At 47.0% G+C, this 24,194-nt stretch carries 22 protein-coding genes; 9 read left to right on the forward strand and 13 right to left on the reverse strand.

The genetic code is table 11. From position 1 onward, the window contains the following. Positions 1 to 12: 12 nt before the first annotated feature. The 8 genes from CVT49_08255 to CVT49_08290 are packed head-to-tail and all read right to left on the reverse strand — an operon-like array spanning position 13 to position 7,907. Positions 13 to 483, reverse strand: coding sequence for a 23S rRNA (pseudouridine(1915)-N(3))-methyltransferase RlmH (locus CVT49_08255; protein PKK83502.1), 471 nt, complete (start codon positions 481 to 483; stop codon positions 13 to 15). Then, on the reverse strand, positions 483 to 899 hold the full coding sequence (locus tag CVT49_08260) for a hypothetical protein (protein ID PKK83503.1): 417 nt from the start codon (positions 897 to 899) through the stop codon (positions 483 to 485). The genes CVT49_08255 and CVT49_08260 overlap by 1 nt, the downstream gene beginning before the upstream one ends. Further along, entirely contained in the window at positions 874 to 1,791 is a 918-nt protein-coding gene (locus CVT49_08265; protein PKK83504.1) for a signal recognition particle-docking protein FtsY, read from the reverse strand. The genes CVT49_08260 and CVT49_08265 overlap by 26 nt, the downstream gene beginning before the upstream one ends. A gap of 17 nt (positions 1,792 to 1,808) precedes the next feature. Further along, positions 1,809 to 5,483, reverse strand: coding sequence for a chromosome segregation protein SMC (gene smc / locus CVT49_08270; GenBank protein PKK83505.1), 3,675 nt, complete (start codon positions 5,481 to 5,483; stop codon positions 1,809 to 1,811). Positions 5,484 to 5,498: 15 nt separating this feature from the next. After that, entirely contained in the window at positions 5,499 to 6,041 is a 543-nt protein-coding gene (locus CVT49_08275) for a hypothetical protein (GenBank protein ID PKK83506.1), read from the reverse strand. Between the two features lies 1 nt (position 6,042). Further along, positions 6,043 to 6,861, reverse strand: coding sequence for a hypothetical protein (locus CVT49_08280; GenBank protein PKK83507.1), 819 nt, complete (start codon positions 6,859 to 6,861; stop codon positions 6,043 to 6,045). Then, on the reverse strand, positions 6,851 to 7,504 hold the full coding sequence (gene maf, locus CVT49_08285) for a septum formation protein Maf (protein ID PKK83508.1): 654 nt from the start codon (positions 7,502 to 7,504) through the stop codon (positions 6,851 to 6,853). Before maf ends, CVT49_08280 begins: the two co-directional genes overlap by 11 nt. After that, a complete protein-coding gene (locus CVT49_08290; GenBank protein PKK83525.1) occupies positions 7,458 to 7,907 on the reverse strand; it encodes a D-tyrosyl-tRNA(Tyr) deacylase in 450 nt (149 codons plus the stop codon). Before CVT49_08290 ends, maf begins: the two co-directional genes overlap by 47 nt. Before the next feature lie 110 nt (positions 7,908 to 8,017). Between CVT49_08290 and CVT49_08295 the strand changes: the two genes are divergently transcribed. The 7 genes from CVT49_08295 to CVT49_08325 all read left to right on the forward strand — a co-directional run bounded on the left by CVT49_08295 (position 8,018) and on the right by CVT49_08325 (position 17,098). Further along, on the forward strand, positions 8,018 to 12,226 hold the full coding sequence (locus tag CVT49_08295; GenBank protein PKK83509.1) for a CoA activase: 4,209 nt from the start codon (positions 8,018 to 8,020) through the stop codon (positions 12,224 to 12,226). Continuing rightward, on the forward strand, positions 12,219 to 13,289 hold the full coding sequence (locus CVT49_08300; protein ID PKK83510.1) for a hypothetical protein: 1,071 nt from the start codon (positions 12,219 to 12,221) through the stop codon (positions 13,287 to 13,289). Before CVT49_08295 ends, CVT49_08300 begins: the two co-directional genes overlap by 8 nt. Next, positions 13,277 to 13,873 (forward strand): hypothetical protein, encoded by a 597-nt coding sequence (locus CVT49_08305; GenBank protein ID PKK83511.1) that lies wholly within the window; start codon positions 13,277 to 13,279, stop codon positions 13,871 to 13,873. Before CVT49_08300 ends, CVT49_08305 begins: the two co-directional genes overlap by 13 nt. 55 nt (positions 13,874 to 13,928) lie before the next feature. After that, positions 13,929 to 14,255, forward strand: a complete 327-nt coding sequence (gene trxA, locus CVT49_08310) for a thioredoxin (protein ID PKK83512.1) — start codon at positions 13,929 to 13,931, stop codon at positions 14,253 to 14,255. A 1-nt stretch (position 14,256) separates the two neighbouring features. After that, positions 14,257 to 14,700: a CoA-binding protein gene (locus CVT49_08315; GenBank protein PKK83513.1), complete on the forward strand. Its 444-nt coding sequence runs from the start codon at positions 14,257 to 14,259 to the stop codon at positions 14,698 to 14,700. Between the two features lie 282 nt (positions 14,701 to 14,982). Next, the gene (locus CVT49_08320; protein PKK83514.1) at positions 14,983 to 15,813 is read left to right on the forward strand and encodes a DUF1751 domain-containing protein; all 831 of its coding nucleotides are present in this window, start codon (positions 14,983 to 14,985) and stop codon (positions 15,811 to 15,813) included. A 13-nt stretch (positions 15,814 to 15,826) separates the two neighbouring features. Continuing rightward, positions 15,827 to 17,098, forward strand: coding sequence for a hypothetical protein (locus CVT49_08325; protein PKK83515.1), 1,272 nt, complete (start codon positions 15,827 to 15,829; stop codon positions 17,096 to 17,098). 54 nt (positions 17,099 to 17,152) lie between these two features. On the opposite strand, the gene CVT49_08330 is transcribed toward CVT49_08325, so the two are convergent. After that, a complete protein-coding gene (locus CVT49_08330; protein PKK83516.1) occupies positions 17,153 to 19,063 on the reverse strand; it encodes a hypothetical protein in 1,911 nt (636 codons plus the stop codon). Between the two features lie 199 nt (positions 19,064 to 19,262). Here CVT49_08330 and CVT49_08335 point away from each other — a divergent pair, with 199 nt between their 5' ends. Together CVT49_08335 and CVT49_08340 are read left to right on the forward strand one after the other, a co-directional pair. Beyond that, positions 19,263 to 20,030 carry a hypothetical protein gene (locus CVT49_08335; GenBank protein PKK83517.1) on the forward strand — a complete coding sequence of 256 codons (768 nt, stop codon included), beginning with the start codon at positions 19,263 to 19,265 and terminating at the stop codon, positions 20,028 to 20,030. Positions 20,031 to 20,036: 6 nt separating this feature from the next. Beyond that, positions 20,037 to 20,765 (forward strand): creatininase, encoded by a 729-nt coding sequence (locus tag CVT49_08340; protein ID PKK83518.1) that lies wholly within the window; start codon positions 20,037 to 20,039, stop codon positions 20,763 to 20,765. A gap of 70 nt (positions 20,766 to 20,835) precedes the next feature. On the opposite strand, the gene CVT49_08345 is transcribed toward CVT49_08340, so the two are convergent. Genes CVT49_08345 through CVT49_08360 form a run of 4 tightly spaced genes read right to left on the reverse strand, consistent with a single transcriptional unit; the run spans position 20,836 to position 23,460 of the window. Next, positions 20,836 to 21,069: a hypothetical protein gene (locus CVT49_08345; GenBank protein PKK83519.1), complete on the reverse strand. Its 234-nt coding sequence runs from the start codon at positions 21,067 to 21,069 to the stop codon at positions 20,836 to 20,838. Beyond that, complete coding sequence (locus tag CVT49_08350) at positions 21,047 to 22,117, reverse strand: hypothetical protein (GenBank protein ID PKK83520.1); 1,071 nt, start codon at positions 22,115 to 22,117, stop codon at positions 21,047 to 21,049. The genes CVT49_08345 and CVT49_08350 overlap by 23 nt, the downstream gene beginning before the upstream one ends. Continuing rightward, complete coding sequence (locus CVT49_08355) at positions 22,114 to 22,629, reverse strand: hypothetical protein (protein PKK83521.1); 516 nt, start codon at positions 22,627 to 22,629, stop codon at positions 22,114 to 22,116. The genes CVT49_08350 and CVT49_08355 overlap by 4 nt, the downstream gene beginning before the upstream one ends. An 18-nt stretch (positions 22,630 to 22,647) precedes the next feature. After that, a complete protein-coding gene (locus tag CVT49_08360; protein ID PKK83522.1) occupies positions 22,648 to 23,460 on the reverse strand; it encodes a hypothetical protein in 813 nt (270 codons plus the stop codon). Between the last annotated feature and the right edge of the window lie 734 nt (positions 23,461 to 24,194).

Raw genomic sequence — 24,194 nt, forward strand, 5'->3', positions numbered from 1 at the left:
CCGGCTCTTTCTTTATTTATGATAAGATCCGCCGGCCAGGATTGAAAAGCCGCGATAAAGCTGCTCCAGCAATACCGGGCGAACCAGTTGGTGCGACATGGTCATAGGGGAGAGGGACAGCACTGATTGACAGTTGTCGATGAATTGGCTCGACAGGCCATAGACACCGCCGATTATAAAATCGGCCGATCCGCGAGAATCACGCTCAAGCCGGGACAGAAATTCCGCAAATTTCTCCGAATTAAATGAACGGCCCTTATCGGACAGGGCAATGATGTAATCCGATTTCAAATTTTTCTCAAATATAACTTGCTCCCTGTCGATCAGTTCCGCCTTACTCAGGCTTTTTGAATTCTTGACGTCGGGAAGGTAATAAATTTGAATATCAGCGTATTTCTTAAGAAGCTTCAAATAATGCGCGACCGCTTCATCAACCCATTTGTCTTTATTCTTGCCGAGAGTAGTGATATTAATGCGAAACATTAACCTTCAACAGCCTTAAGATGTAATTTGCGGGTTCGCGGTCCGTCGAATTCGCAGAAATAGATGCCCTGCCATGTCCCCAGCAACAGTTTTCCATCAGAAATTATCAATTGCAGCGATGGTCCAAGCAGAGAAGATTTGACATGGGCATCGGAGTTTCCCTCACCATGATGATATCCATCATTCTGAGGAATTTCCTTATTTAATTTATATAAGATGTCTCTCTTGACATCGGGATCGGCGTTTTCGTTGATGGTCACGGCTGCGGTAGTATGCGAAACATACAGGAAGAGGATGCCTTCTTCAATGCCGGTTTTTCTGACAAAATCCTGCACTGTATTTGTGACATCGATCAGTTCTTCACGCTGATGCGTCTTGACCTGAATCTGCTCAACTTTCAAAAAGGGCCTCCACATACTCCTGGGCATCAAAGGGCTGCAAATCCTCGATTTTTTCACCGATCCCGATAAAATCGACCGGTACCGACAGCTCCTCGGCAATGGCAATCATTATGCCGCCCTTGGCCGTCCCGTCAAGCTTGGTAACAATCAGGCCGTCACATCCCACCGCTTCAGTAAAAACCTTGACCTGTGAAACGGCATTCTGCCCGGTCGTGCCGTCTATGATCAGCTTTGAATAAATATGCTCTGAGGGAATAACTTTCTCGGTTACGCGCCTGATTTTCTTCAGCTCTTCCATTAAATTCGCTTTGGTATGAAGCCGCCCGGCGGTATCGATTATCAGCAGGTCAATACCTCGGTTTTTGGCGGCGGTGGCGGCGTCAAAAGCGACAGCTGCCGGATCGGCCCCGGCATGAGCTTTGACAAAATCCACTCCGGAGCGTTCGGCCCAGATGCCGAGCTGCTCAACCGCGGCTGCCCGAAAAGTATCGCAGGCGGCAATCATAACGGACTTTCCGTCTGCTTTGAAGTATTGGGCAAGCTTGCCGACCGTAGTGGTCTTACCGGTTCCATTAACTCCCGTGATAAGCCAGACCGCCGGTTTATATCCATTATCAAGCAGCGTACCTTTCCGGTTTTTTACCAGAATCCCAGTCATTTCCTGTTTCAGCAGGCGAAAGACTTCATCTGAGTCGACTATCCGCTCCGCCCGAGCCTGCTCACGAAGATTCTCGATTATTTTATCGGTGGCACCAACGCCAATGTCGGCCTTAAGCAGGATTTCTTCTATTTCATCGATCAAATCGTCATCGATTTTTCGCCCGCTCACAAGGCGCCCGATTTTACCAAAAATATTGTCCCTGGTCTTGGACAGAGATTCCTTGAGCTTTTTTATTTTCGAAAACATATATTATTGATACGTCTCTACTCGGTATCCGGACTGTCGACCGGCTGAATATTTATTCTGGGGGTCATTCTCTCTATAACCGATTCCGGCAAGTCATTTCTTACCGGCCTCATGCCGTCACCAACAGCAGTATCGATAAGATGATCGTCATCCTCATCTTCATTAAAGCGGACCGAGACCACTTTTGAGACACCGGGCTGTTCCATGGTTATGCCGTAAAGAATGTCGGCGGCCTCCATGGTAATCTTATTGTGGGTGATGATGATAAACTGCGTCTGTTCCGAGAAAGTCTTGATGATTCTCAGGAAACGATGAATATTGGCATCATCCAGCGGCGCGTCGATTTCGTCCAAAATACAGAACGGGGACGGTTTGACCAGATAGATCGCAAACAAAAGGGATATCGCCGTCAGGGCTCGTTCGCCGCCGGACATCTGCGCTATTGACAGAAGCTTTTTGCCGCGCGGGCGGGCAATAATCTCAATCGGAGATTCCAGAGGATCATCTTCATTGATCATGCGAACATCGGCTTCACCTCCGGTGAAAAGTTCCTCAAAGACCTGCTTGAAGTTCTCCCGAACCTTTTCGAATGTCTCCAGAAAAAGTCGGCGCGCCGTTTGGTTGATTTTCGATATGGTTGACTGGAGAGTGGACTTGGCATTGAGAAGATCTTCCATCTGGGTCGTCAGAAACTCCTGGCGTTCTCTGGCGATATCGAATTCTTCGAGGGCCAGGAGGTTGACAGCGCCGAATTCTTTCAATCTTTCTTTGAGTTCCTGCATCCGCCTGGTCCGCTCTTCAGGCGGCACTTCCGTGGATGGCGGCTGAACGGAAGTTTCCTCTATTTCAATATCATATTCTTCTTTCATGTTATGAACGATATTGCGCAGTTCCGATTCAATTTCCGCTATTCTGATCTCGATCGAATGCAGATTGTTGCTGGATTCCTCGCGGGAGTGACGAAGAGCCTTTATCTCTTTCTCTCGGGAATCGAGTTCCTCCTCTATAACGGTATGTTGATCGCGAACGGCCGATTGCTGGCTGCTGATTGCGGAACGGGAATCAAAAGTCTCCTTTAGACTTTTTTCCAGTTCGATTATCCGTCCGGCGGCGGTGTCGATATCACTTTCGGCCCTGATGATTTCTTCCGCTTTCGTCTGGCTGTTGGAATCGATTTCAGCAATAAGTTCATACGTATGCCTGATCTGGCTTTCAAGCTGTTCGTGACGACTCTTGAGCTCAATCTGATTAATCTGCAGATTCGAGTATTTGGATTCCGCTTCCTGAGAAGTCTTTTCGAGTTCGACGGTTTTGGCATCATGCTCTTCGAAGGCTTTAATCAACCCGTCTTTTTCCCTGGCCAATTGATCATAATTAAGGTTAAGACTGAATTGACGGCTGTTCAGCGCTTCAAGTTTTGTGGTCGATTCACTGATTTGTTTATTAAGCCTTGCGAGATCATTTTCCATCGATTGATATTCATATTGATTGGCGGTGGACTCCCTCTCTGTTGCCTCTATTTCCTCCTTAAGATTTTCCTGCCTGTCAATAACCGACCTTAATTCCGCCTGTCTTGCTCCGAGTGAAGAGGTTATGCGATTTCGCGATTCCCTGGCCAGATTGAGTTTCGATCTGATTTCATTTGTAGCCTGGTCCTGTTGATCGATTTTTTCTTTTCGGCCCAGCAGGGATAAACCTTCACGGGCGCCGCCGGATATTATTGCCTTTCCGTCAAATCTCCGGCCATCGGTCGTTACCGCAGCGAAATAGGGGGGAAGTTGATTGACGATACTATTCGTATTCTCAGATTTAATTATGGCTACTCTGGACAGAAGCAATCTGGACAGGGTTTTGAGTTCCTCGGGTACTATTACGAACTCATCGGCCCAGCCAAGAAAACCGTCGCCGTTTAATACCGGGCGAGTCGTTTCGCCGACTGCCTCGACGCCTGAGGTTATCAGTAATCCGGCTTTCCCTTTGCTTTCATTCTTAAGGTATTCAATAATTCCTTCTGCGGTTGACCGGTCGCGGCACAGCATAAAACCGGCGATTTCTCCAAGAGCAGCTTCGATCGCTTCATCAAACCCCTCTTTGGGTATCAGGCTGTCAGCGACTGTCCCCATCAAACCGGGCCAGCGCTCTTTATCTTCCATAACCGCCACAACACCGGAGCTGAAACCTTCGTAATGAGTGACCATTTCTTTCAAAAGATGGCTGCGGGCCTCGGCAGCTTCCAGCGATGCCGTCAGATCGAAGATCTCTCCGGATACCTCATCAAGCTGCTGATCAAGATCCGTAATCTCTTTCTCGAGATTTTCCCGCTTTGTCTGCGATTCGCCGGCGCTTGCTTTCAGTTCGACAAGTTTATTTTCAATAATCGATTTTTTCTCGATTAATTGTTCTTTCAGGCGCAAAATTTCATTTTTCTGCTGTTGAAAGGCGGCGAGATTCGAGTCTATTTCGGTCTTTTGTTCCTTGATATTGCTGTCATCCGTTTTACCAGCCGACAGGCGGCTTTCCAGGGACATGAGCTGCTGCCCGAGACTTTCCCGGGCGCGACGGGCATTCAATATCAAATCATCGGCCTGAGCAAGGTTCTGCTCGGCCTCTTTTATATCCGCTTCAACCCGGACCAGTTCTTCATCCAAACTTTTAAGATCATCTTCGGTCTGCCCGATCTGCTCCAGAAGAATTTCCCCGCGTTTTTTGTAGGCCTCGATATCGAGCCGATTTTTCTCGATCAATTGCCGCGAATTATCGCGCCTTTCCCTCAGAACCGTAATCTCTTTTTCGATCGAATGGGCCGCCTCGGACTTCTCATATATCCGGTTGGATAATTCCGAAAGCTCCCGGTCTATGTCGGTCAATTTTTTCCGTTCTTCTTCCTGCCGGGCCGACAGGGAATTAATATTGGTATCCAGTTTAATCTTGGAGTCGGAAAGGTTGTCGCGTTCGCTCAACAGGCGTCGCTTTTCAAGCTGGAGTTCACCGACCGCATTCTTGCCGAGATATATTTCCCATCCTTTTAATTCTTCCGAAAGGCTTTTGTATTTTTGCGCCTTATTCATCTGTCGGTGAAGAGAGTTGACCTGGGAATTGACCTCGGCCACAATATCCTTAAGGCGGAGGAGATCACCCTCTGTCGCCTCCAGCTTGCGCACAGCGGCCTTTTTACGATTTTTGTACTTGGAAATGCCGGCCGCTTCTTCAAAAAGAAAACGCCGCTCATCGGCTTTGTCGGACAGTATGGCCTCAATCATATCCTGCTGAATAACCGAATATATGTGGGAGCCGACGCCCGTATCCATCAAAAGATCGGAAATGTCTTTCAGGCGGCAGGGGACCTTGTTAAGGAGGTACTCGGATTCGCCGGAACGAAACAGCCGGCGCGTAATCTGGACCTCGGAATATTCGGTCGGGAGGACCCCGCGGTTATTTTGAATGACCAGCGTTACTTCAGCCATGCCGAGCGGTTTGACATCATGGGTGCCGTTAAAAATTATTTCTTCCATTTTGCTGCCGCGCAGCAGAGATACTCGCTGCTCGCCCAGAACCCAGCGTATGGAATCAAGTATATTTGTCTTGCCACATCCGTTTGGTCCGACAATCGAGGTAACTCCGGGAGTAAACTTAATAATAGTCTTATCCGGAAATGATTTAAAACCGAGAAGCTCCAGTCTTTTTAGATACACTACTCCTCCGGAAAATTATTGAGTGGTTCGGTCAATATCAGCCGGCGCAGAACTTTTTAATTTTTCTATCGTGGAAATAATGGACTTGTAAATATTTTTTTCATCACGAATAAATTTTGTCTTGATCTCCAGATTGTAATAAGGGGCGCCGATACTGTTTCCCTTACCAATCCTGATTGCCCCCGGAAAGGCCAGCAGAACCGACTGCGTCAGGCAATTGGGAGCAAGATTCAGATCAATTATTACATCATAGTTGTTTTCTTTCAGCAAATTAATATATTTTTTGCTGGCCAAGCCGCTCCACGCGATATGGTCGGAAGACGGGGTCATAATTCGATATCCTTTGCGCGGGAAGATATCATAAACAGAGCTGCCGGGCGTGGCCATCAGATAAATTTCCGACTCAGCAAAAATACGCGATAAATCGGGAAGCAATAGTTTTATCATGGTCAGCTCGCGTTGTCCGGGCGGGAGGCATACAAGAACATTCCTCACCCGCGCCAAGTCGCCCGGAAGAGAAATAGGCTGAGCCTGATGATTCCTGCAAAGCACCCGCAATTTAAAGCGAGCCGCTATCTGTTTTATTGCTTTCACTTTCTTCTTCTTTGGGAAACAGAAAGAAATCTTTCATATTTTCCCGATTGATCGTTACATCACGCACCGGACCGCCGGTACCGGAAAGGGTGCGTAAAAGAATACCGTCAAGAGCCATCTGGACGCCGGCCGGATTTCCCAGAGAGATTTTGAAATTATAATAGGCCTGATAATTCTTTATGGCATTGGCTTCCATATTTGCATTAAAAACCGTATCGGTATCGGAAACTATAAGAGCCCAGCACAGGTCGGTAGCAATTATTCGCAGGTTCAGCGGGTCCGGCAATATAATTTCCGGCTCGGTCGTGTCGCTTTGAGCCATGGAATCAGAGAGCAGACCACCCGCCAGGCCGGATAAAGAATCCACCCCTATACCGGCATCAGATGCAGGCTTTTTATCCAGCATGCCCGAAAAAAGAAGGTAAGCCGCAATGATAACTACAAATGCAGCCAGGATAAAAAAGAATGATTTCTTGCCTTTCCCGGCTGTTTTCTCTTCGGCGGCGGTCTCACCATTCACCCCATTGCCGGCTACGGCGACATTTTCCGGTTTGGCCAAATCTTCCAGAAGCTGCTCCGAATTAATTTCCAGCTCCTTGGCATAGGAACGAACAAACAGGTTGTAGAATACTTTGGAAGGCAGCTGGTCTATCTGCCCATCCTCGATTGCTATAAGATAGCTCTCGGAAATTTTAATATTTTCGGCGATTTCATCCAATTGCCATTGAAGTTCTTCACGGCGTTTTTTCAGAACCTTGCCGATTTCTTTATAATCATATTCCATAAAAACCCTTTATTTCAGCCATTTTGCCGGCGATGCCATCCAATAACACAAGCGGCAGACCGATAACATTATCAATATTTCCCACTATTCTGTCAACCAAAAAAACACCCAGATCCTGAATCCCATAAGAACCCGCCTTGTCAAGCGGTTCGCCGGTTTCAACATAATCGATAATTTGCCTTTCCGTGACCGCATTAAAATAGACGTCGGTCAGCTCAAAACCGCTGGCCAGATTACGGCCCTTATCCATAAGGGCCACGGCCGAACAGACAACATGCATCCGCCCCGACATTTGCGTCAGCATATCGACCGCATCAGCGGGCGAAACCGGCTTCCCAAGGATTTTACCATCGAGAATAACAATAGTGTCACAGCCGAGAGCGATTTCATCACCGGAAATTTTGTCCAGAACCGCCTCGGCCTTTTTCTCGGCCAAAATGGTCGCCAGGCGGTAGGGCTCGGTATGAAGATTGTTATCTTCATGAATATCCGGTATTATCTGGCGGAATTCTATTCCGGCCTCCTGCAGGAGAAAAACCCTCCTGGGTGAACCCGAGGCCAAAACAAGCCTCTGTTTATCGAGAAGATATTTTAAATTATAATATTTCGTCGCCATCGAGCAATATCGTGACAGGACCGTCATTGACCAGGCTGATTTCCATTTTGGCGCCAAATACGCCTTTTTCAACCTTCAGGCCCGAGGCTGCCATTTCATTCAGAAGTAAATTGTAAAAATTTTCGGCCTCATCCGGAGGCATGCTGTTATCGAAACCGGGACGACGGCCCTTTTTGCAATTGGCATAAAGAGTGAATTGCGAAACCACCAACAATTCACCGCCTGTATCCAGCAGTGATAGATTCATCTTGCCGTCGTCATCCTCAAAGACTCTCAGATTAATACATTTGTCAGACAGTCTTTTTATTTCAGTTTTCACATCACCTTTGCGAAAACCGGCCAGAACGAGAAAACCCTTTCCGATTTTCCCGATAATTTCGCCATCGACCGACACCGAAGCGGCCGTAACTCTTTGTATCAACAGTCTCATAATTTTATAGGATTTGAATATATATGAAGCATGCAATAATTCAAAGCGATAAAATGTTGCAAAATATCATTGCGTATAAGTACTAAAATGCTTATCAATGGCCAGTGCCAATGGTTAATAAAATGCAATCAAAAAGACCGTTATTAGGAATCGATATCGGATCAGTATCGGTAAAAATAGCCGCGCTGGACCACACCGGGCGCATTATCAGGACCATTTACCGCAGATTTCACGGGCGACCATACCAGACATTAAAAAGCCTTCTGGATAATGAATTCAGGGAATACAAGAATGTCCCTGTCAATCTGGGCTTTACCGGCATTGGCAGCAAGACTGCCGTCGGAATTTTGGGAGGGGACGCCTTTGGCGAGATTAATGTTATAAGCATTGCCAACTTTGCGTTATATCCGGAAATAGTAACAATTATCGAAATGGGCGGGGAGGATTCCAAATTTATCCAGCTTGACCCGGTCAAGAAAGTCGTTGTCGATTTCAGCATGAACAATCTTTGTGCCGCCGGAACCGGGTCGTTCCTGGACCAGCAGGCCGGCAGGCTTAAAATTTCTATCGAGGAAGAGTTCGGAAAACTGGCTCTGAAATCGAAAAACCCACCACGCATTGCCGGAAGATGCTCGGTCTTTGCCAAATCCGACATGATCCACCTTCAGCAAATCGCCACTCCCGATTTTGATATTGTGGCCGGCCTCTGTTATGCGGTCGCACGCAATTTTAAGAGCGCCATCGCCCGCGGTAAGAAATTTATCCCACCGGTCGCTTTCGAAGGGGGGGTGGCGGCCAATCCGGGTGTTATCCGGGCGTTCACTGATATATTGGAAATCGAAGATGGTCAATTGATCGTCCCAGAACATTTCAACGTGATTGGCGCCATCGGCGCGGCCATGATGGCCGGTAAATCAACCAAAAGCCAATCCGCTCTTATAGACACCCACAAGATCTCCGGTTACCTGAATTACCGGGAAATCCAGCAAAATGGCCGTGAAAGGCTTACTTTTGATTACCCGGATTCAAAATACTATGCTATTACGGCCCAAAAATATACTCAAAATATTGATAATCTTGAAGTTTACCTCGGGATCGACGTGGGCTCTCTCTCGACCAACCTGGTTCTAATAGATAAGGACAAAAATGTTGTTGCCAGGCGGTATTTAATGACCGAAGGACGGCCAATCGAAGCTGTCCGGCGCGGTCTTGAGGAAATCGGGGATGAGGTCGGCATTCGAGTCAAGGTGGTGGGTGTTGGTACAACCGGCTCCGGAAGATATCTTACAGGCGATTTTGTGGGAGCGGATATTATAAAAAACGAAATTACAGCCCAGGCGACAGCGGCTATCAATATTGATCCCACCGTTGATACGATTTTTGAAATCGGGGGTCAGGACTCAAAATATATTTCTTTAAATAATAAGACCGTAATCGACTTCGAAATGAATAAGGCCTGTACCGCCGGGACCGGATCCTTTTTACAGGAACAGGCTGAGAAACTGGATATCAATATTGAACGTGAGTTCGGAGATCGGGCGCTTGCGGCCGAATGCCCGGTCGGATGCGGCGAACGCTGCACCGTCTTTATGGAATCGGATCTGGTCAGCCATCAGCGCGGCGGGGCCTCTACCAATGATCTGATTGCCGGTCTGGCCTATTCCATAGCATCAAATTACCTGACCAAGGTGGTCGGAGATCGTAAGGTTGGTGACAATATATTCTTCCAGGGAGGAGTCGCCTGGAACAAAGGCGTCGTGGCGGCCTTCGAAAAGTTAACGGGGAAAAAGGTCACGGTTCCGCCTCATCATGATGTCACGGGCGCAATAGGGGCCGCCATCCTGGCGATGGAAGTCGACCAGGGGAACGGTTCGAATTTCAAGGGATTTGATCTTTCCCGGCGAAAATATGTCCTGAGCACCTTTACCTGTGAAGATTGCTCCAATATGTGCGAAATCCACAAGGTGGAAGTCGAGGGAGAGGAGCCGCTTTACTACGGAAGCCGCTGTGAAAAATACGATGTTAAGCGGCGTGAGGAAGAAGAAACAAAGATTCCGGATTATGTCAATTTCCGGCAGCGGCTGCTGATGAAGAGATACATCGAACATGATACAAGCAAGCCGGTTAAAGGTCGAGTCGGTATTCCCAGGATCCTTCAATTTTTTGAATACTTTCCTTATTGGAGAGCCTTTTTTGAGACACTTGGATTTGAAGTGGTTAATTCGGATCTTTCCAATCATGAAATCGTCGAAGATTCACTGGAAATGTTTTCCGCCGAAACCTGTTTTCCGGTCAAAATGACTTTCGGTCATGTCCAGAATCTTATCAAGAAACAGGTGGACTATATTTTCCTGCCCGGAATAATCAAGTTTACGGAAAACGAGAACATGGAAAAGGGCAGTTATATATGTCCTTATGTGCAATCGATTTCAAATACAATTAATGCAAAATTTGATTTCAAGGCCGCCGGCATTGAATACATCGGCCTTCCGATAAGAATCGTCAGAAATAAAACTAAAATGTTCAGCCACTTACAACCTCTCCTTAAAGTATTACATGCAAAAGATAAAGATCTGAAACGGGCCATAGAGAACGGCATGAAGGCTTACGATCTTTTCCGAAGCGGGTTGATAACCAAGGGGAAGGAAATTTTGGATTCCCTCGAGCCGGATGAAAAATGCATTGTGCTGGTCAGCCGGCCATATAACGGCATCGATCGCCGATTATCGCTGGAGATTCCTTCCAAGATTAGGAAAATGGGGCTGAAGGTAATTCCAATTGATTTCCTGCCTTTGGATCTCGATACTAAGGACCTCGCCACCATGTACTGGCTGTATGGACGAAAAATAATGGCGGCGGCAAGTTTTATAAGAAAGCATCCTAATTTGTACGCCGTATATTTGACCTCCTTCGGATGCGGCCCCGATTCGTTTATAACTCATTTTTTCAGGCGGCTGATGTCAGGGAAGCCTTACCTGCAACTCGAATTGGATGAACATTCGGCTGATGCCGGTTTAATCACGAGGGTCGAAGCCTTTCTGGATTCACTACGTTTTTACTCATATCACCCCTCTGTTTCGGAGTTCAGTCTGACCGGCAAGAAATTTTCGCCCCGCAATAAAATTGTTTACGTACCGAACATGTGTGATCACGCTTATCCCATCGCCGCCAGTCTGAAAAGATTTGGCGTCAATGCCGAGGTCCTGCCGGAGCCGGATGAAACCAGCCTTTACTATGGTAAGAAGTTTACTTCCGGGAAGGAATGTTTTCCATGCGTTGTCACTACCGGCGATATGATTCGCCAGGTTAAATCAAAAGATTTCAAACCGGATGATTCCGTTTTCCTGATGTTTGGCGCGGAAGGCCCCTGCCGCTTTGGCCAGTACAGTAAATATCATCGTATCGTGCTGGATGAATTGGGCTATCCGAATGTTCCGATATTTTCACCCAATTCAAACAACTCATATTCCGAGTTCGGATTGGGCACCGGTGCCTTTCGTAAATTGGGGTGGCGATCGGTTATTTTCGTTGACTGTCTGATCAAGAGCCTGTTAAAGACCAGACCATATGAAACAGAAAAAGGAACTGCCGAAAAAGTCTATTATAAGTATCTTCACAAGGTCCAGGATCATATCCTTGCCGGCGGCGATCCCGTGGATCTGGCAAAGGAAGCTGCAAAAGAATTCAGCCAAATTCCCGTCCTCGGCAATCCCAGACCGGTGGTCGGATTGGTCGGAGAAATTTACCTTCGCAACAATCGTTTCTCCAATAATCATTTGATAACCAAGCTCGAGAAACTGGGCATGGAAGTCAAACTGGCCACCCTGGCCGAGTGGGTCAATTACACGACGTATACGTTTCGCCTGGATTCGATTTATAAAAAGAACTGGAAAGGCGTTGTGGCGGCATATTTACAGCAGATTATTCAGAGCCGCGATGAACACAAAATGGAAAAGTCATTTGACCGACATTTGCCGATTGACCATGAAGATTCGGTGATCAATATTACAAAGCTGGCGGCCCCATATTTACCGATTGAAGTCAGGGGCGAGGCGGTACTGTCCATCGGCAAGTCGATTGATTTTGTCCGAAGAGGCGCTTCCGGAATCATCAACTGCATGCCGTTTAATTGCATGCCGGGAACCATTGTAAGTTCACTGTCAAGAAAAGTCTCACATGATTTTCATGATATCCCATGGCTTAATATAAGCTACGAAGGACTTAAAGATACCGGCGAGGAGACCCGACTTGAGGCATTTGTCGACCAGGTCACGAACTATAGCAATTCGATTTCGCAGAAAATTATAACATATGAATAACAGCGGATACGACAATCATGCATTTGATAAGCTGGTTGATGAATTCCTATTGGAGCGTTGGCGGTTTAAGCCGACCGAGGCCACTTTCGAGGGGATTCATGATTATGATTGTGAGCTGGACCAGGTCGATCAACGGAGTCTTCTGCAGTTTATTCAAAGGGAAGAAAAATATCTTGCCCGGCTGGAGGGTTTCAAAAACAGCGGGACCTTAACGCAGGACAAAATGCTTGATCTTAAAATTCTTGAAGGCCAGTTAAAGAAAGATATCATCTCCGAAAGATTGTTTTCCCGTTATCGCCGAGACCCTTCAATTTATGTTAATCTGGCTGTTTTTTCATGCATGGCGCTTCTCCTTCGTGAATTTGCGCCGGAAGAGATCCGTTATAAAGCTCTTATAAGCAGGCTGAAGCAGGTCCCGCGGCTGTTGCAGCAGGGTATGGAGAATCTCGGCGATGCCGACTCGATCCCGGCGGTCTGGAATAAGATCGGTCAGGCATCGGCGCAGTCGGCTCAAAGTTTTTTTTCCAACATCATCTTGAATATAGCAGTGCAGGCAGACGGCCTGAAGAATGATATGCTGGCCGCGGCCACACTGGCATCGAAAGCCTTCAAGCATTACTCTGAGTTTCTGACGAATGAACTGTCGCAAAAGCCGGAAGGTGATTTTGCCGCCGGGAGGGAATATTTCGAATTTCTTCTCAGGGAATTTCATTTGCTGCCATACAATCCGGAAGATATCGAGAAAATCGGCCTTAAATTTATTGAGACGACCATTGGGGAAATCAAAAATCTGGCCGGGCGAATCAGTCCCGAGGCGGACTGGACCGAAGTGATTGAAATAATCAAGAATGATACTCCGTCAAAGGAAGCCCTGCTTGATTATTATCGCGCCGAGATCATCAAGTCCCGCAAGTTTGTGCTCGAAAATGATCTTGTATCCATTCCGGACGGGGAATCGCTGAAAGTTATTGAGACGCCCGCAAGCCATCGGAACACTTATCCTTATGCGGCCTATTTGTCGCCCCCCCTTTCGAAAAGACCCATGAGGGAATATTCTGGGTGACGCCTGTCGATGAAAAGGCCGACCGGCAGAGACAGAAGGAGCAATTGGCCGGACACAGTCGGGCCGCAATTTCGGTCCGAACGCTTCATGAAGGCTACCCGGGGCATCATCTTCAGTATTGTCATGCCAACCGGGTGGATTCAAGAATCCGGCGAATCTTCGGGACGTCGGTATTTGCCGAGGGCTGGGCGTTGTACTGCGAGAAAATGATGAATGAACAGGGATATTACAGTGATAATAAGACGCAGTTGACTCAATTGAAGGATCAATTATGGCGCGCCTGCCGTATCGTTCTTGATGTTCGCCTGCACATGCATGGCTGCAGTTATGAAGATGCGGTCGATATGCTGGTGGATGTCGCGCGCCTTGAAAGGAGTAATGCCGAGGCTGAAGTCAACCGTTATACCCAGTCGCCGACCCAGCCGTTGAGCTATCTTATCGGTCAACTGGAAATTGACAAACTTCTGAAGAGTTATCGAGAAAATAATCCCGGATTAAAGATTAAGGAAATTCATAATAAACTGCTATCATACGGTACAATCCCGGTTGCCCTCGTTCGTAACTCAATGCTGGGAACAAATTAATATGAGAATTGTTAGAAGACCAGAAATGATAAATTAAATTTAAGAAAGGAAAGAAATGAGCAAACCGGTCGAGATTAGTGACGCTACTTTTGATTCTGAAGTAATAAAATCAGAGGTTCCGGTTATTGTCGATTTCTGGGCGCCCTGGTGCGGTCCGTGCAAAATGATTGCGCCTATCCTGGAGGAAATTGCAAAGGACTACAACGGAAAGGTTAAAGTAGCCAAGATGGATGTTGATACCAATACACAGATAGCCAGCCAGTACAAAATTATGTCGATACCTTCGCTCTTGATATTCAAGGATGGCAAACTGGTGGACCAGGTTGTCGGCGCCCTTCCCAAGGCTCAATTACTTAACCATTTGACAAAGGTCATTGGCTGATATGCCGGCTTACGGCGAAAATTCGGGAGGATGGAAAAACCCATCATCGGAAGATATCAGAAAATTACTGGATAATTCCGGGACCATTGCCGTGGTGGGTTTGTCCTCCAACCCGGAACGCCCCAGTTTTCGAGTGGGCGGTTATTTGGTACAGAAGGGGTATCGGGTGATTCCGATCAACCCCGGTGAAAAAGAAATAATGGGCCTGAAAAGTTATCCGGATTTGGAGTCGGTTCCGGAAAAGATTGACATTGTTGACGTTTTCCGACGACCGTCAGAGGCGGTCAATATTGTCGAACAGGCCATTACCTGCGGAGCCGGAGCAGTCTGGCTTCAGGAATCGGTGGTTTCGCCCGAGGCTTTCCACCTGGGCGAGAAGGCGGGATTGATGATGGTTATGGACAGGTGTATTTATAAGGAACACTGCCGTCTCGTCAAAGGATAATCGGGGGCAATTATGGATACCTATGATATAATATTCCTTCTGGCTTTTTTGGTTATCTGGTTTATTCTGGTGAAAATAGTCCTGCCAAAAATCGGTGTTCCGACCTGAATGGGGCCATCATGCGATGTCCAGTTGGGCAAAAACAAAAAGAAAAACCTGGCCGATAAGTCGAAGACCGATAATCCATAAATGCATCCAAAAGCGCCGTCAGATATTGACTTTCGCCCATTACGGCGTTAAATATATAGATGAAGAGGCTTAAATTAAATGCCGATAGGTTAAATGATGAGGCCAAATAACCCATATTATCAAAATACGGGCGGATTTCAAATCGGACCGGGATCACTAAGTCCGATTATTAGATACCTGTTAATAGTCAATGGGCTGGTCTATCTGATCCAGAATTTCACGGCGGCCGGTCTGGCGGGAACGTTTGGTCTTACGCCGGCGCTTTTTTACCGGGAATTTCCAAACTACACCTTTCAAATATTCACGTACATGTTTTTGCATGCCGGTTTTTTTCATATTTTCTTTAACATGTTTGCGCTGTGGATGTTTGGGACGGAAATCGAGTATCGGTGGGGGTCGCGGTCTTTTCTGAAATTTTACATATTGTGCGGGCTTGGCGGCGCTTTGATGTCACTGGTATTCAATCCGGGCCTGTCATATCCGATTGTAGGAGCTTCCGGAGCCATTTACGGCGTGCTGGTGGCCTACTGGTTTATGTTTCCTGACCGAATTTTATACATTTTCTTTCTATTTCCCATGAAAGTCCGCTGGGCAATTCCCCTTTTTGCGCTGCTCAATTTCGTGGCTTCCGGGTCAAATGTGGCCCATCTGGCTCATCTTGGAGGCGCCATTGTGGGCTTTATTTATATCAAGACAGACTGGCGCTTGCGGATAATTCCAAATTGGCTTAAGTCGCGGCGGCTCAAGAAGAAAGAGATAAAGATCGAAAAGAATAGACAAAAAGCCGAAGAAATCATGAAACGGGTCGATAAAATACTAGATAAGATAAATGAGGTTGGTCTCGAAAATATCTCCAAAGAGGACCGTAAATTTCTTGAGGACGCCAGCCAGATATTATCTAATAAGGACAATAAAACCATCTAGGGCGGATTGGATTATGAGGAAGAAGATATTAGTTGCCGAAAAATCGGATGCCATCAGAAGCATTGCCGAGTCAATCCTGCATCAGAATGGCTATGATGTCATTACGGCCTCAACTGTGGAAAAGGCAAAAGAACTGATTATTACCAGTCAGCCCAATATGGTTATTGTCGGCGCCGATATGCGTGACGCCCAGGAAGCTTATCTGTATGATACTCTGGAAGAGAGCGAAAATACCTCATCGATACCAATCCTCCTGATCGCCGATCCCGAAGGAAGATCCCTGCCATATCCGGATGAGGTCATTCTGCCGCGCCCCTTTGATCCCAAGGACTTTCTCGAACGCGTACGTTTATTCGTCGGGGGCGGGATCGAAGAACAGCCCGAGGAAAAAATCGAGGCAGTCGAGCCGCTCTCGATGGAGGCCGTTGACGATGAATTTCTGGATGCTGCCCTGGGTATAGACAGAATCGAAGTCGAGGAATCGGAAATAATGGATAAGACCAGCTTGAATATGAAACCGGATTTGAAATTAAAGGCTCCGCAAAAAGATATTTTTGAGATTCATCGCCCGGAAGAAGAAAAAGAAAAGAACGGCATGAATGACAGCGATCGAGTTGAATCGCTGATGATTCGTGATGAACCGACCAAAAAGGAACCGGTTGAGGAAAATTTGGAATCGGATTTTTCATCATCTTCCAAGCTGGAGATCGCCTCGGATCAATATGGACTTATGGAGCCGGATCAATTGCGGCCTGATAAGACCGAGCAAGTCGATTCGGATCATGATTATCGCTGGTTTATAAAGGAAATGCAGAAAGAAACCACGGCTCCCGCGAAGTATGACGATGATCCACAATCAGGCGAAGATTCTGAATTAATAACAAGGTCAACACGGGACTCAGTTGAACCAATCAATATTCCATCTTCAAAATCACACGACTCTTCGCTGGAAGAATTTGAATCCGAGCCATCGATAAGTCCCGGCGGCGTCGATGAATTTATCTCGGAATTCAAAAAAGAGGTTCAGAATATAAGTTCGGGGGTCCCTGAAGATCCATCCGGGCAGCCCGAAGAAACCACCGTTGCAGTAGCTGAGGAAATGCAGCCGGCGTCCGAGCGGGAATTTAATCAGGCGGAGATACATCATTTCGTCAACAATCTGGTTGACGTACTGTCAGAAAAGCTGGCCAAAAAGATTATTGAGAAGATCGACAAGGAAGAATTATATCGGATAATCAAGGAAGATATGGCCGGTATTCTGAGTCTCAAAAAGCGGGAAGACTGAGAAACCTCTCAGGATATCGTCGATTCCAGCCCCACAGTTGAATTATCTCGGTTTTCAATGCACCTTGCGCATTTCGGCAATCATTTCATCCGGTCCAACAACCCCCTGCATAATTCTCTGAACATTGCCTTCTGAATCCAGCAACAGGGTCGTTGGAAGCGAATAGTGCTTCATACCGAACCGCATCATGAAATCATTGGTCTCGGGCGTGCCCGATTTTTCGAGCTGGATTTTTAAGGGATAGAACCTTTCGGACTCGGCGGCAACCTCGAGATTCCCAAATGTTTTCTTCTCAAGAACACGACAGTTAACGCACCAGGTCGCCCACGTATCAATCAGTACCGGCTTGCCCTGAGATCTGGCTTCAGCCAAACCCATCTCCAAATCGGTTTTCCATGGAATTAGTTTCTCCTCGACGCGGGAAGAATTCCCCATTGCGCCACCCGCGAAACTGACCCCCTCCGGCAGTAGAAAGCCGCTGCCTAACATTGTGCCGAGAAGCAGGTAGGCACCGACCAAAAAGGCCAGAATGCCAAGATATTTCTTCAATCGTGGAAAGAGTCCGTCCTCGGATGTCAGCCTGTCGAAGGCGCCCCCGAATACGGCAAAGGCAACTAACAACAATCCGGCCATGACGGCAAACCAGACCGGCGAAATAATCGTACGCAGGAAGTAGAGAGCCATGAAAAGGAGAACGAACCCGAAAAAGCCCTTGACCGTCTCCATCCATGTTCCGGCACCCGGAAGGGCGCTGATCGCCGATGAAAATGTGCCAATTAAAATATATAGAGTCCCCAGACCGATCGCAAAAACAAACAGGGTAATGAAGCCGAATATCGGTGAACCATAGGTGGCTATATACAGAAGTATCCCGGCTACAAAGGGACCGACACATGGTGACACCACCAAAGCCGCCACAATGCCCAGGACTATTGATCCACCCACACCGCCGCCGGCCTGTTTGGTTCCCAGCTTCTGGCGTAAAGAATAAGGTACCTGCAATTCATACACGCCGAACATCGACAGGGCAAATATTACAAAAACAACGGCAATGCCGATGACGACTGCGGGACTGGCCAGCCAGGCGCCGAAAACACCGCCCACGAGCGATACAATCAGACCCATTATTCCATACATTACCGCCATGGAACCAACATAAAACAGGGATAATATGAATCCTTTCCCGATACTTCGATCCTGCCCCGCGAAAATCGACACAGTGATTGGAATCATGGGATAAGTACAGGGAGAAAATGACAACAGTAAACCGGTAATAAAGGCCAATCCAAGGGCCAGGAAATAACCCCAAAAACCATATTTTTCGATTAGTCGCCCAAGGTCAGATTCCTGCTCAGCGCCGGCCGGTGACGGTTTACCACTATCGCTGAAAGTAATCTTCGCGGCAAATACTTCCTGGTTGATCGGCTGTCCTTCGACACCGACGGTAACGGCTATCACATCGGAAAGCGTCATAGGCGGCCGACATTCCTTGTCATTACAGGCCTGATAGGTAAAAAGTACCGGGACGGTGTAATCGCCTCCGGCAGTATTTTCATCAACGGCCAGGCTGAATCGGATAATGACACTATCGTTATAGACCGACATATTCTCGCCGAGCAGAAAAATGGTTGATGCCCCGGTGAAAGTGATATTTAACGGCGTAAACTCATTGGTTGTATCGATATGAAGCTCCGCCGGTATAAGCCAGTCTTGAAATGGTTTTACTGAATTGATGTGCCAGTTTTCTTTAATATTGATGATTACCGCCGCGTCATAGGTTTTGCCGGGTTGCAGGGAACTATTGGAAATTACCGTTATAATCTCGGCCAGTTGCTCCTCCTGTGCATTTCCAAAATCACCGAAAACACCGTTGGAAGCGGCTGCCGGTATCGCGGCGGCGAAATAAGTCATCGCCAAAACCATGATAAAACATATCCATAAAACGGGCTTATAATGATTTTTCATCGATCTGGTCAACCTCCTGAAATTAAAACATAATTATACCGAAGCATAACTTTGTTTGTCAAGGCAATTTGGCGCTCATCTCCGCATTATACACCTTAAACACTTAATACCATCATTGGTTTGGCTAATTTGGATGTAAAAAAAAGAATCCTGCTCTTGACGAGAGGAAAAGGCTTCTTTATATTTGGCGAAACTGGGAATGAAAATTAAAGATATGAATGATATGTCCAAAACAAAGAAAAATGAAGCCGTTCTGGCGATTTGTATTCAGGAAACAGAGGAAGATGGTTCCGAACTGAATATCGGCGATTACCTGTTGAAGGAAGAAATTGAATTTTTGCATCAGGCCTTTATCGCCGACACATTGGTCAACATCCTTGATCTGAAGTCGGTTGACTTCCGTCTCTTTTATGCCGGGTTGCCCAAGACCGAAAAGTCGGTCAACACCATATTGAAATATCTAAAGAAGAAACTGAAAGGCCGTAAGGCCAGAATATTGGAAGATGAGCTGAAGATTAGTATCCTTCCGCCGGAAAGGTGGGGGATAAAAATGGAAAAGGTTTTTTGTTCCTGTCTTGATGAAGGCTACAAACATATCCTTTTCATCGGCAGCAGGACGCCGACATTGAAAGCTGATATGCTTAAGACGGCGCTGAAGCTGCTCAAGAATTCCGATGCCATTTTCGGGCCGACGGTCGAGGGCAGGTATTACCTGCTTGGCATGACCGAGAAATGCCATGTCAAGATGTCGCAATTCGATTGGAAATCTCCAACCATATATGCCGAGGTGGCGAATCATTTCAAGGAACAGGGACTGACCTGGTCGGAGCTTGAGCTGTGGTACGCTGTCGAGCATCATGAGGATCTGGAATATCTTATCAGAGATATAAATCAATATCGCCTCGAAGGCGACGAAATTTCAGCCAAAGAAACTGAAATCGTCCTCGACAGATATCTTAACAGGTAAACAAATATGCAAAGAGAACTTCAGAAACTGACCTGGAAGAATGTTCGCGAGCTTGTTCCGGGTAAAATTGATACGGTCATTTTTCCGGTCGGCACGGTCGAGGCTCATGGTGTAACAGTCCTGGGAACCGACAATCTTATTCCCGATTCGATCGCCCTTAACCTGGCCGACAAGATTAATGCCATTATCGCGCCGACGTTGAATTACGGAATCACCAAATCGCTTTATGGTTATCCCGGTTCGATGACTGTCAAGTCGGATAGTTTTCAGAATTTTGTTTTTGATATTCTAAAATCGCTGCGCGATGTCGGTTTCAGGAAGATTATTGTTCTTAACGGACATGGCGGCAATAATACATCCCTGAAGACGGCCGCTCATGATTTTTATTACGAATATCGCATCAATACAGCCATCATCCACTGGTGGGAATTGTGCGAAGACCTGGTCGAGGAAATTTACGGTGAAGCGGGCGGTCATGCCGGCAATAATGAGACAGCCATGATTCAGGCCATCGATGAAACGCTGGTGGACAAGTCGCAGCTTGACGACAACATGCCGTATCATTACATTTCGGGCGCCGATATCTTTCCGGTACCGGGATCAATATTGCAGTACAAACCGAATGAAGGGCTGCCGGATTTCGATCTGGCCAGATCGAAACAATTCCAGGCGGGGGTTTTTGCTCAAGTCGAAGAATTCGTTAAGATGATCATATCGCGCTGGGACAATATCTGAGATAAAATTAATACAGCATGAAAAAAGGCGGTCGCGAGACCGCCTTTTTTCGACCTAGAACAGAGTGAAATTAAAATCTATATGATGCCGTCATAAAGAGACGGTCGGTGGTAACATCTTCATTCAAGGCGATACTGTTGACAAAGTCGCCGCTCTCCAGAACAAAACTGTTGCTGAATGATCCGTGCACATAGGCCAGATCAATCATCATTACCTGATCGACCAGAAAGCCGAAGCCAAAGCTGTATCCGTAACGGGTGTCGCGCTTATATGACAGGGTTTCATTGTAGGGGAGGGGGGTCATTAAAAAAGCCGCCGCGCAGGGCCAGATCGATATTGGGAATGACATATTCCGCTCCGATTCTGAAACGAACCACTTCGCGGTAAGCATCTTCAAGATCACTGCTGAGCAGTTCCATCGCCAGATTTTTGGAATATGACATCTGACTCCAGTCGGTATAATCGATGTCGGCCATCAAAGTCAAATAATCGAAACGGCCGATCGCGCCGGCTGAAAAAACGAACGGTTTTTTCAGATCATATTCAGTGGTCGAGTAATAGCTGATGTCACTGCCGTCAACCTCGGAGCCGTCCTGATCGATACTGAATGCAACCGGCGATTCGACAGCCATCCCGATACCGATTCGCGGCGACAACTGCATCCCGAGACCGATCTTGGCGCCATAGCCGAGATAGCGGTATTCAAGGAACTGCTCATAGTCAGATACCAGCGATCCAGCCGTGTAAAGAGGGGACTGAAGATTCAATTTATGTTTGCCGTGGTAAAGACTGATCGATCCGCCGAAAGCAACGCGTGGTGACAGGTCGACACCGAATCCGAAGGACCATTGATTGATGCCGCCGGTTTCCCTGACCTTTTCACTCGTGGCCGTGATTTCGCCGGCATTGTCTTCCTCGAAATAGAAATTGCTGATACGGTCAAAATCGGTGGTGCGCCCCACGCCAAACGCAAAGACAAGGGACCCGCGATAGGTGGGGTATGGTATGGTCATAATGGCCGAACTGATACGGGTATTGGCCCGTGAGTCATTGGCATCGTAACTGGTTCCAAGAGACGGGGCATTGGTTTCCATGTCTGTCTTATATTTCTGATAGGACATTCCAAGCATAAATTCAAGCCTGGGTACGCGGGTCAGATTGGCCGGATTATAGAAGAGCGAGGAGCCGTCGATGGACATCATTCCGGTCCCGCCCATGGCCATTTCTTTGGCGCCGATACCGGATAAATTTCCGGCGATGACTTCATTGGCATTATTAAGATAACTTGCCGCAACCGGTGAAGCTATCATGATGCCGGCAGCCAATATTAATATTAAGCCTGAGTATTTCATTTTGTCTGCCACCTCCCCTTGGGCTGATTGGTTTCCTCTTTGGAATCGTCGTTTTTGGAAGGTTCTTCTTTTTTCTTCGTTTCCGGTTTATCTTTAGTTTCGGGTGAGGTTTGTTTGCCGCTGGTTGTCCCGCCGGTCGAACCCGCCGAACTGCCGGTACTGATTTGATTGGCCCCGTCGAGCCCCGTAGGCTGCCAACGACTGCCGGGCCGGGTTGCCTGGCCGGGGACTTCCGGACGCGGTGACTCGCCGCCATTATCATCGTCGTAATAGTGGCCGCCGTCATAATAATCATACCACCAGGGCTGGGCATAATAATGCCCCCAGTTGCCGTAAAGCGTCCAGTAGCTCGGATAATAATAGTGCGTGTTTCCATAATTATCATCGGCACTGGTATCATTTCTTTCGAGATAACTGCCTTCATCACCAGGTTGGGCGATTTTGGTATAGCAGCCGGATATAAGAAATGAGAGGACCAACAAAGGTATTAACAGGGTAAAATGCTTTTTCATAATATCTCCATTCAAGGTCTAAAAGAATTCAATATAAGTAAAACGCAATTCTCTTCCAAAGGTTGAGGCATCCTCCCGGCGATTGAGGAGCAGGTCCTTGACGACAAATTCAAGTTCCAGGTTTTCGGAATACATCCATTTCAGGCTGGCATTGAGGTAGCCGCGCCCTTTGGCATAGCCGATTGAGGAACGGTTGTCGTTGAGAGCCAGGTCGTACTCAATAAAGAAGCCGATATTATAGTTGAAGCGGGCATCCATGCCGAAAAAGAAGGATGGTTCCTCTTCGCTATCATAATCATATTCCAGCGAATAATTGGCCCCTGCATGGACCCCGGCGTTCAAGTTCTGCAGCATGAAAGAGCGGCTGATGACACCGTAGAAACCTTTTGATTTGTAGGTATAGCGTTTTCGGTCGTCGATATAAGCGCCATAACCCTGAGAATTGAAGCCGACGGCAAAAGCGGGCAGATAATAATTCTCGTCGATCAACCGCAGTTTGACATTGAACTCGATCTCGGGATTGGCATTGGCGGTGCGGTCGGAAATGATTCCCTCGGCCCCATAGGACATACCGACCATAAACCGGTTGGAAAGCCCGATCGAGGTTTTTCCGAGGATGCCGCCATTGCTGTAAACGCTCATCATGATGTCAAAACTTCCTCTCGGCAGAGTTCCCGCGGTCGGGGCATCAATCAACACCCGCGGCGGGATATCATAAAGTGTCCGGGCCGGTTCCTTGCCGAAATAACTGCCGGTCTGGGCCGGGCAGGACACTGCCATTATAAACAGCGCGCCGATAACCAAGGTTCCAAAAGCTATATTACGAAGCATTCTACCCTCCAATGGTAATTTTCCTTTTTCCTTATACCGGCGATAATACTGTTTCCTCTCATAACGGTCAATATAAAACTAAGCAGTTCAATCACTAAGGGAATGAAGCAATTTCCGTTCCGGAATCGTGCGGGTATCGAAGCGTTTGATTTATAACGGGTTAGCTGTTTCAAATCAATAATTTGGCGCACAATAATTGTTCCGCGACTAATTGTGATGCACTTTATATATTCAATATTATATTGACAATTATGATGGCGGAATCGCCTACTATTGAGCCGTTTTAACAACAGATTGATGTTCTACACTTCAAAGTATCAAGGTATTTATCGCTATAAGCCGTAATGATATAGCGTGTTATGGGGAATTGGGTTTGTTTTTGCGTTTTTAAAAAATTGTGGGGATTCTTTTCCGGTAAAAAAATAGTCTGACCTATATAAGTCATGGGCGATCCAAATATTTGATGTACTCATAGCCTTAGTCATATTATGCTCCCTCTATAATACCCCCCGGACGGAATTACCATCAAAGTGGTGGTGAAATTGTATTGGTAAGGACGTATTGTTGAAGATCCTGACGAAGGAAGGGATATACGCCCAATTTGAGATTAACCGATTTTAAAAGGGCGTATTCAATGTATTGTATCAGGAGATTGATTACAGAATGTATCAGGACATATGTTACAGTATAGGGTATTTTCCTTCTTTAGATGAGGAGGAATGTCATGCCCTGGG

Source organism: candidate division Zixibacteria bacterium HGW-Zixibacteria-1, assembly GCA_002838945.1.
Lineage (GTDB): Bacteria > Zixibacteria > MSB-5A5 > GN15 > PGXB01 > PGXB01.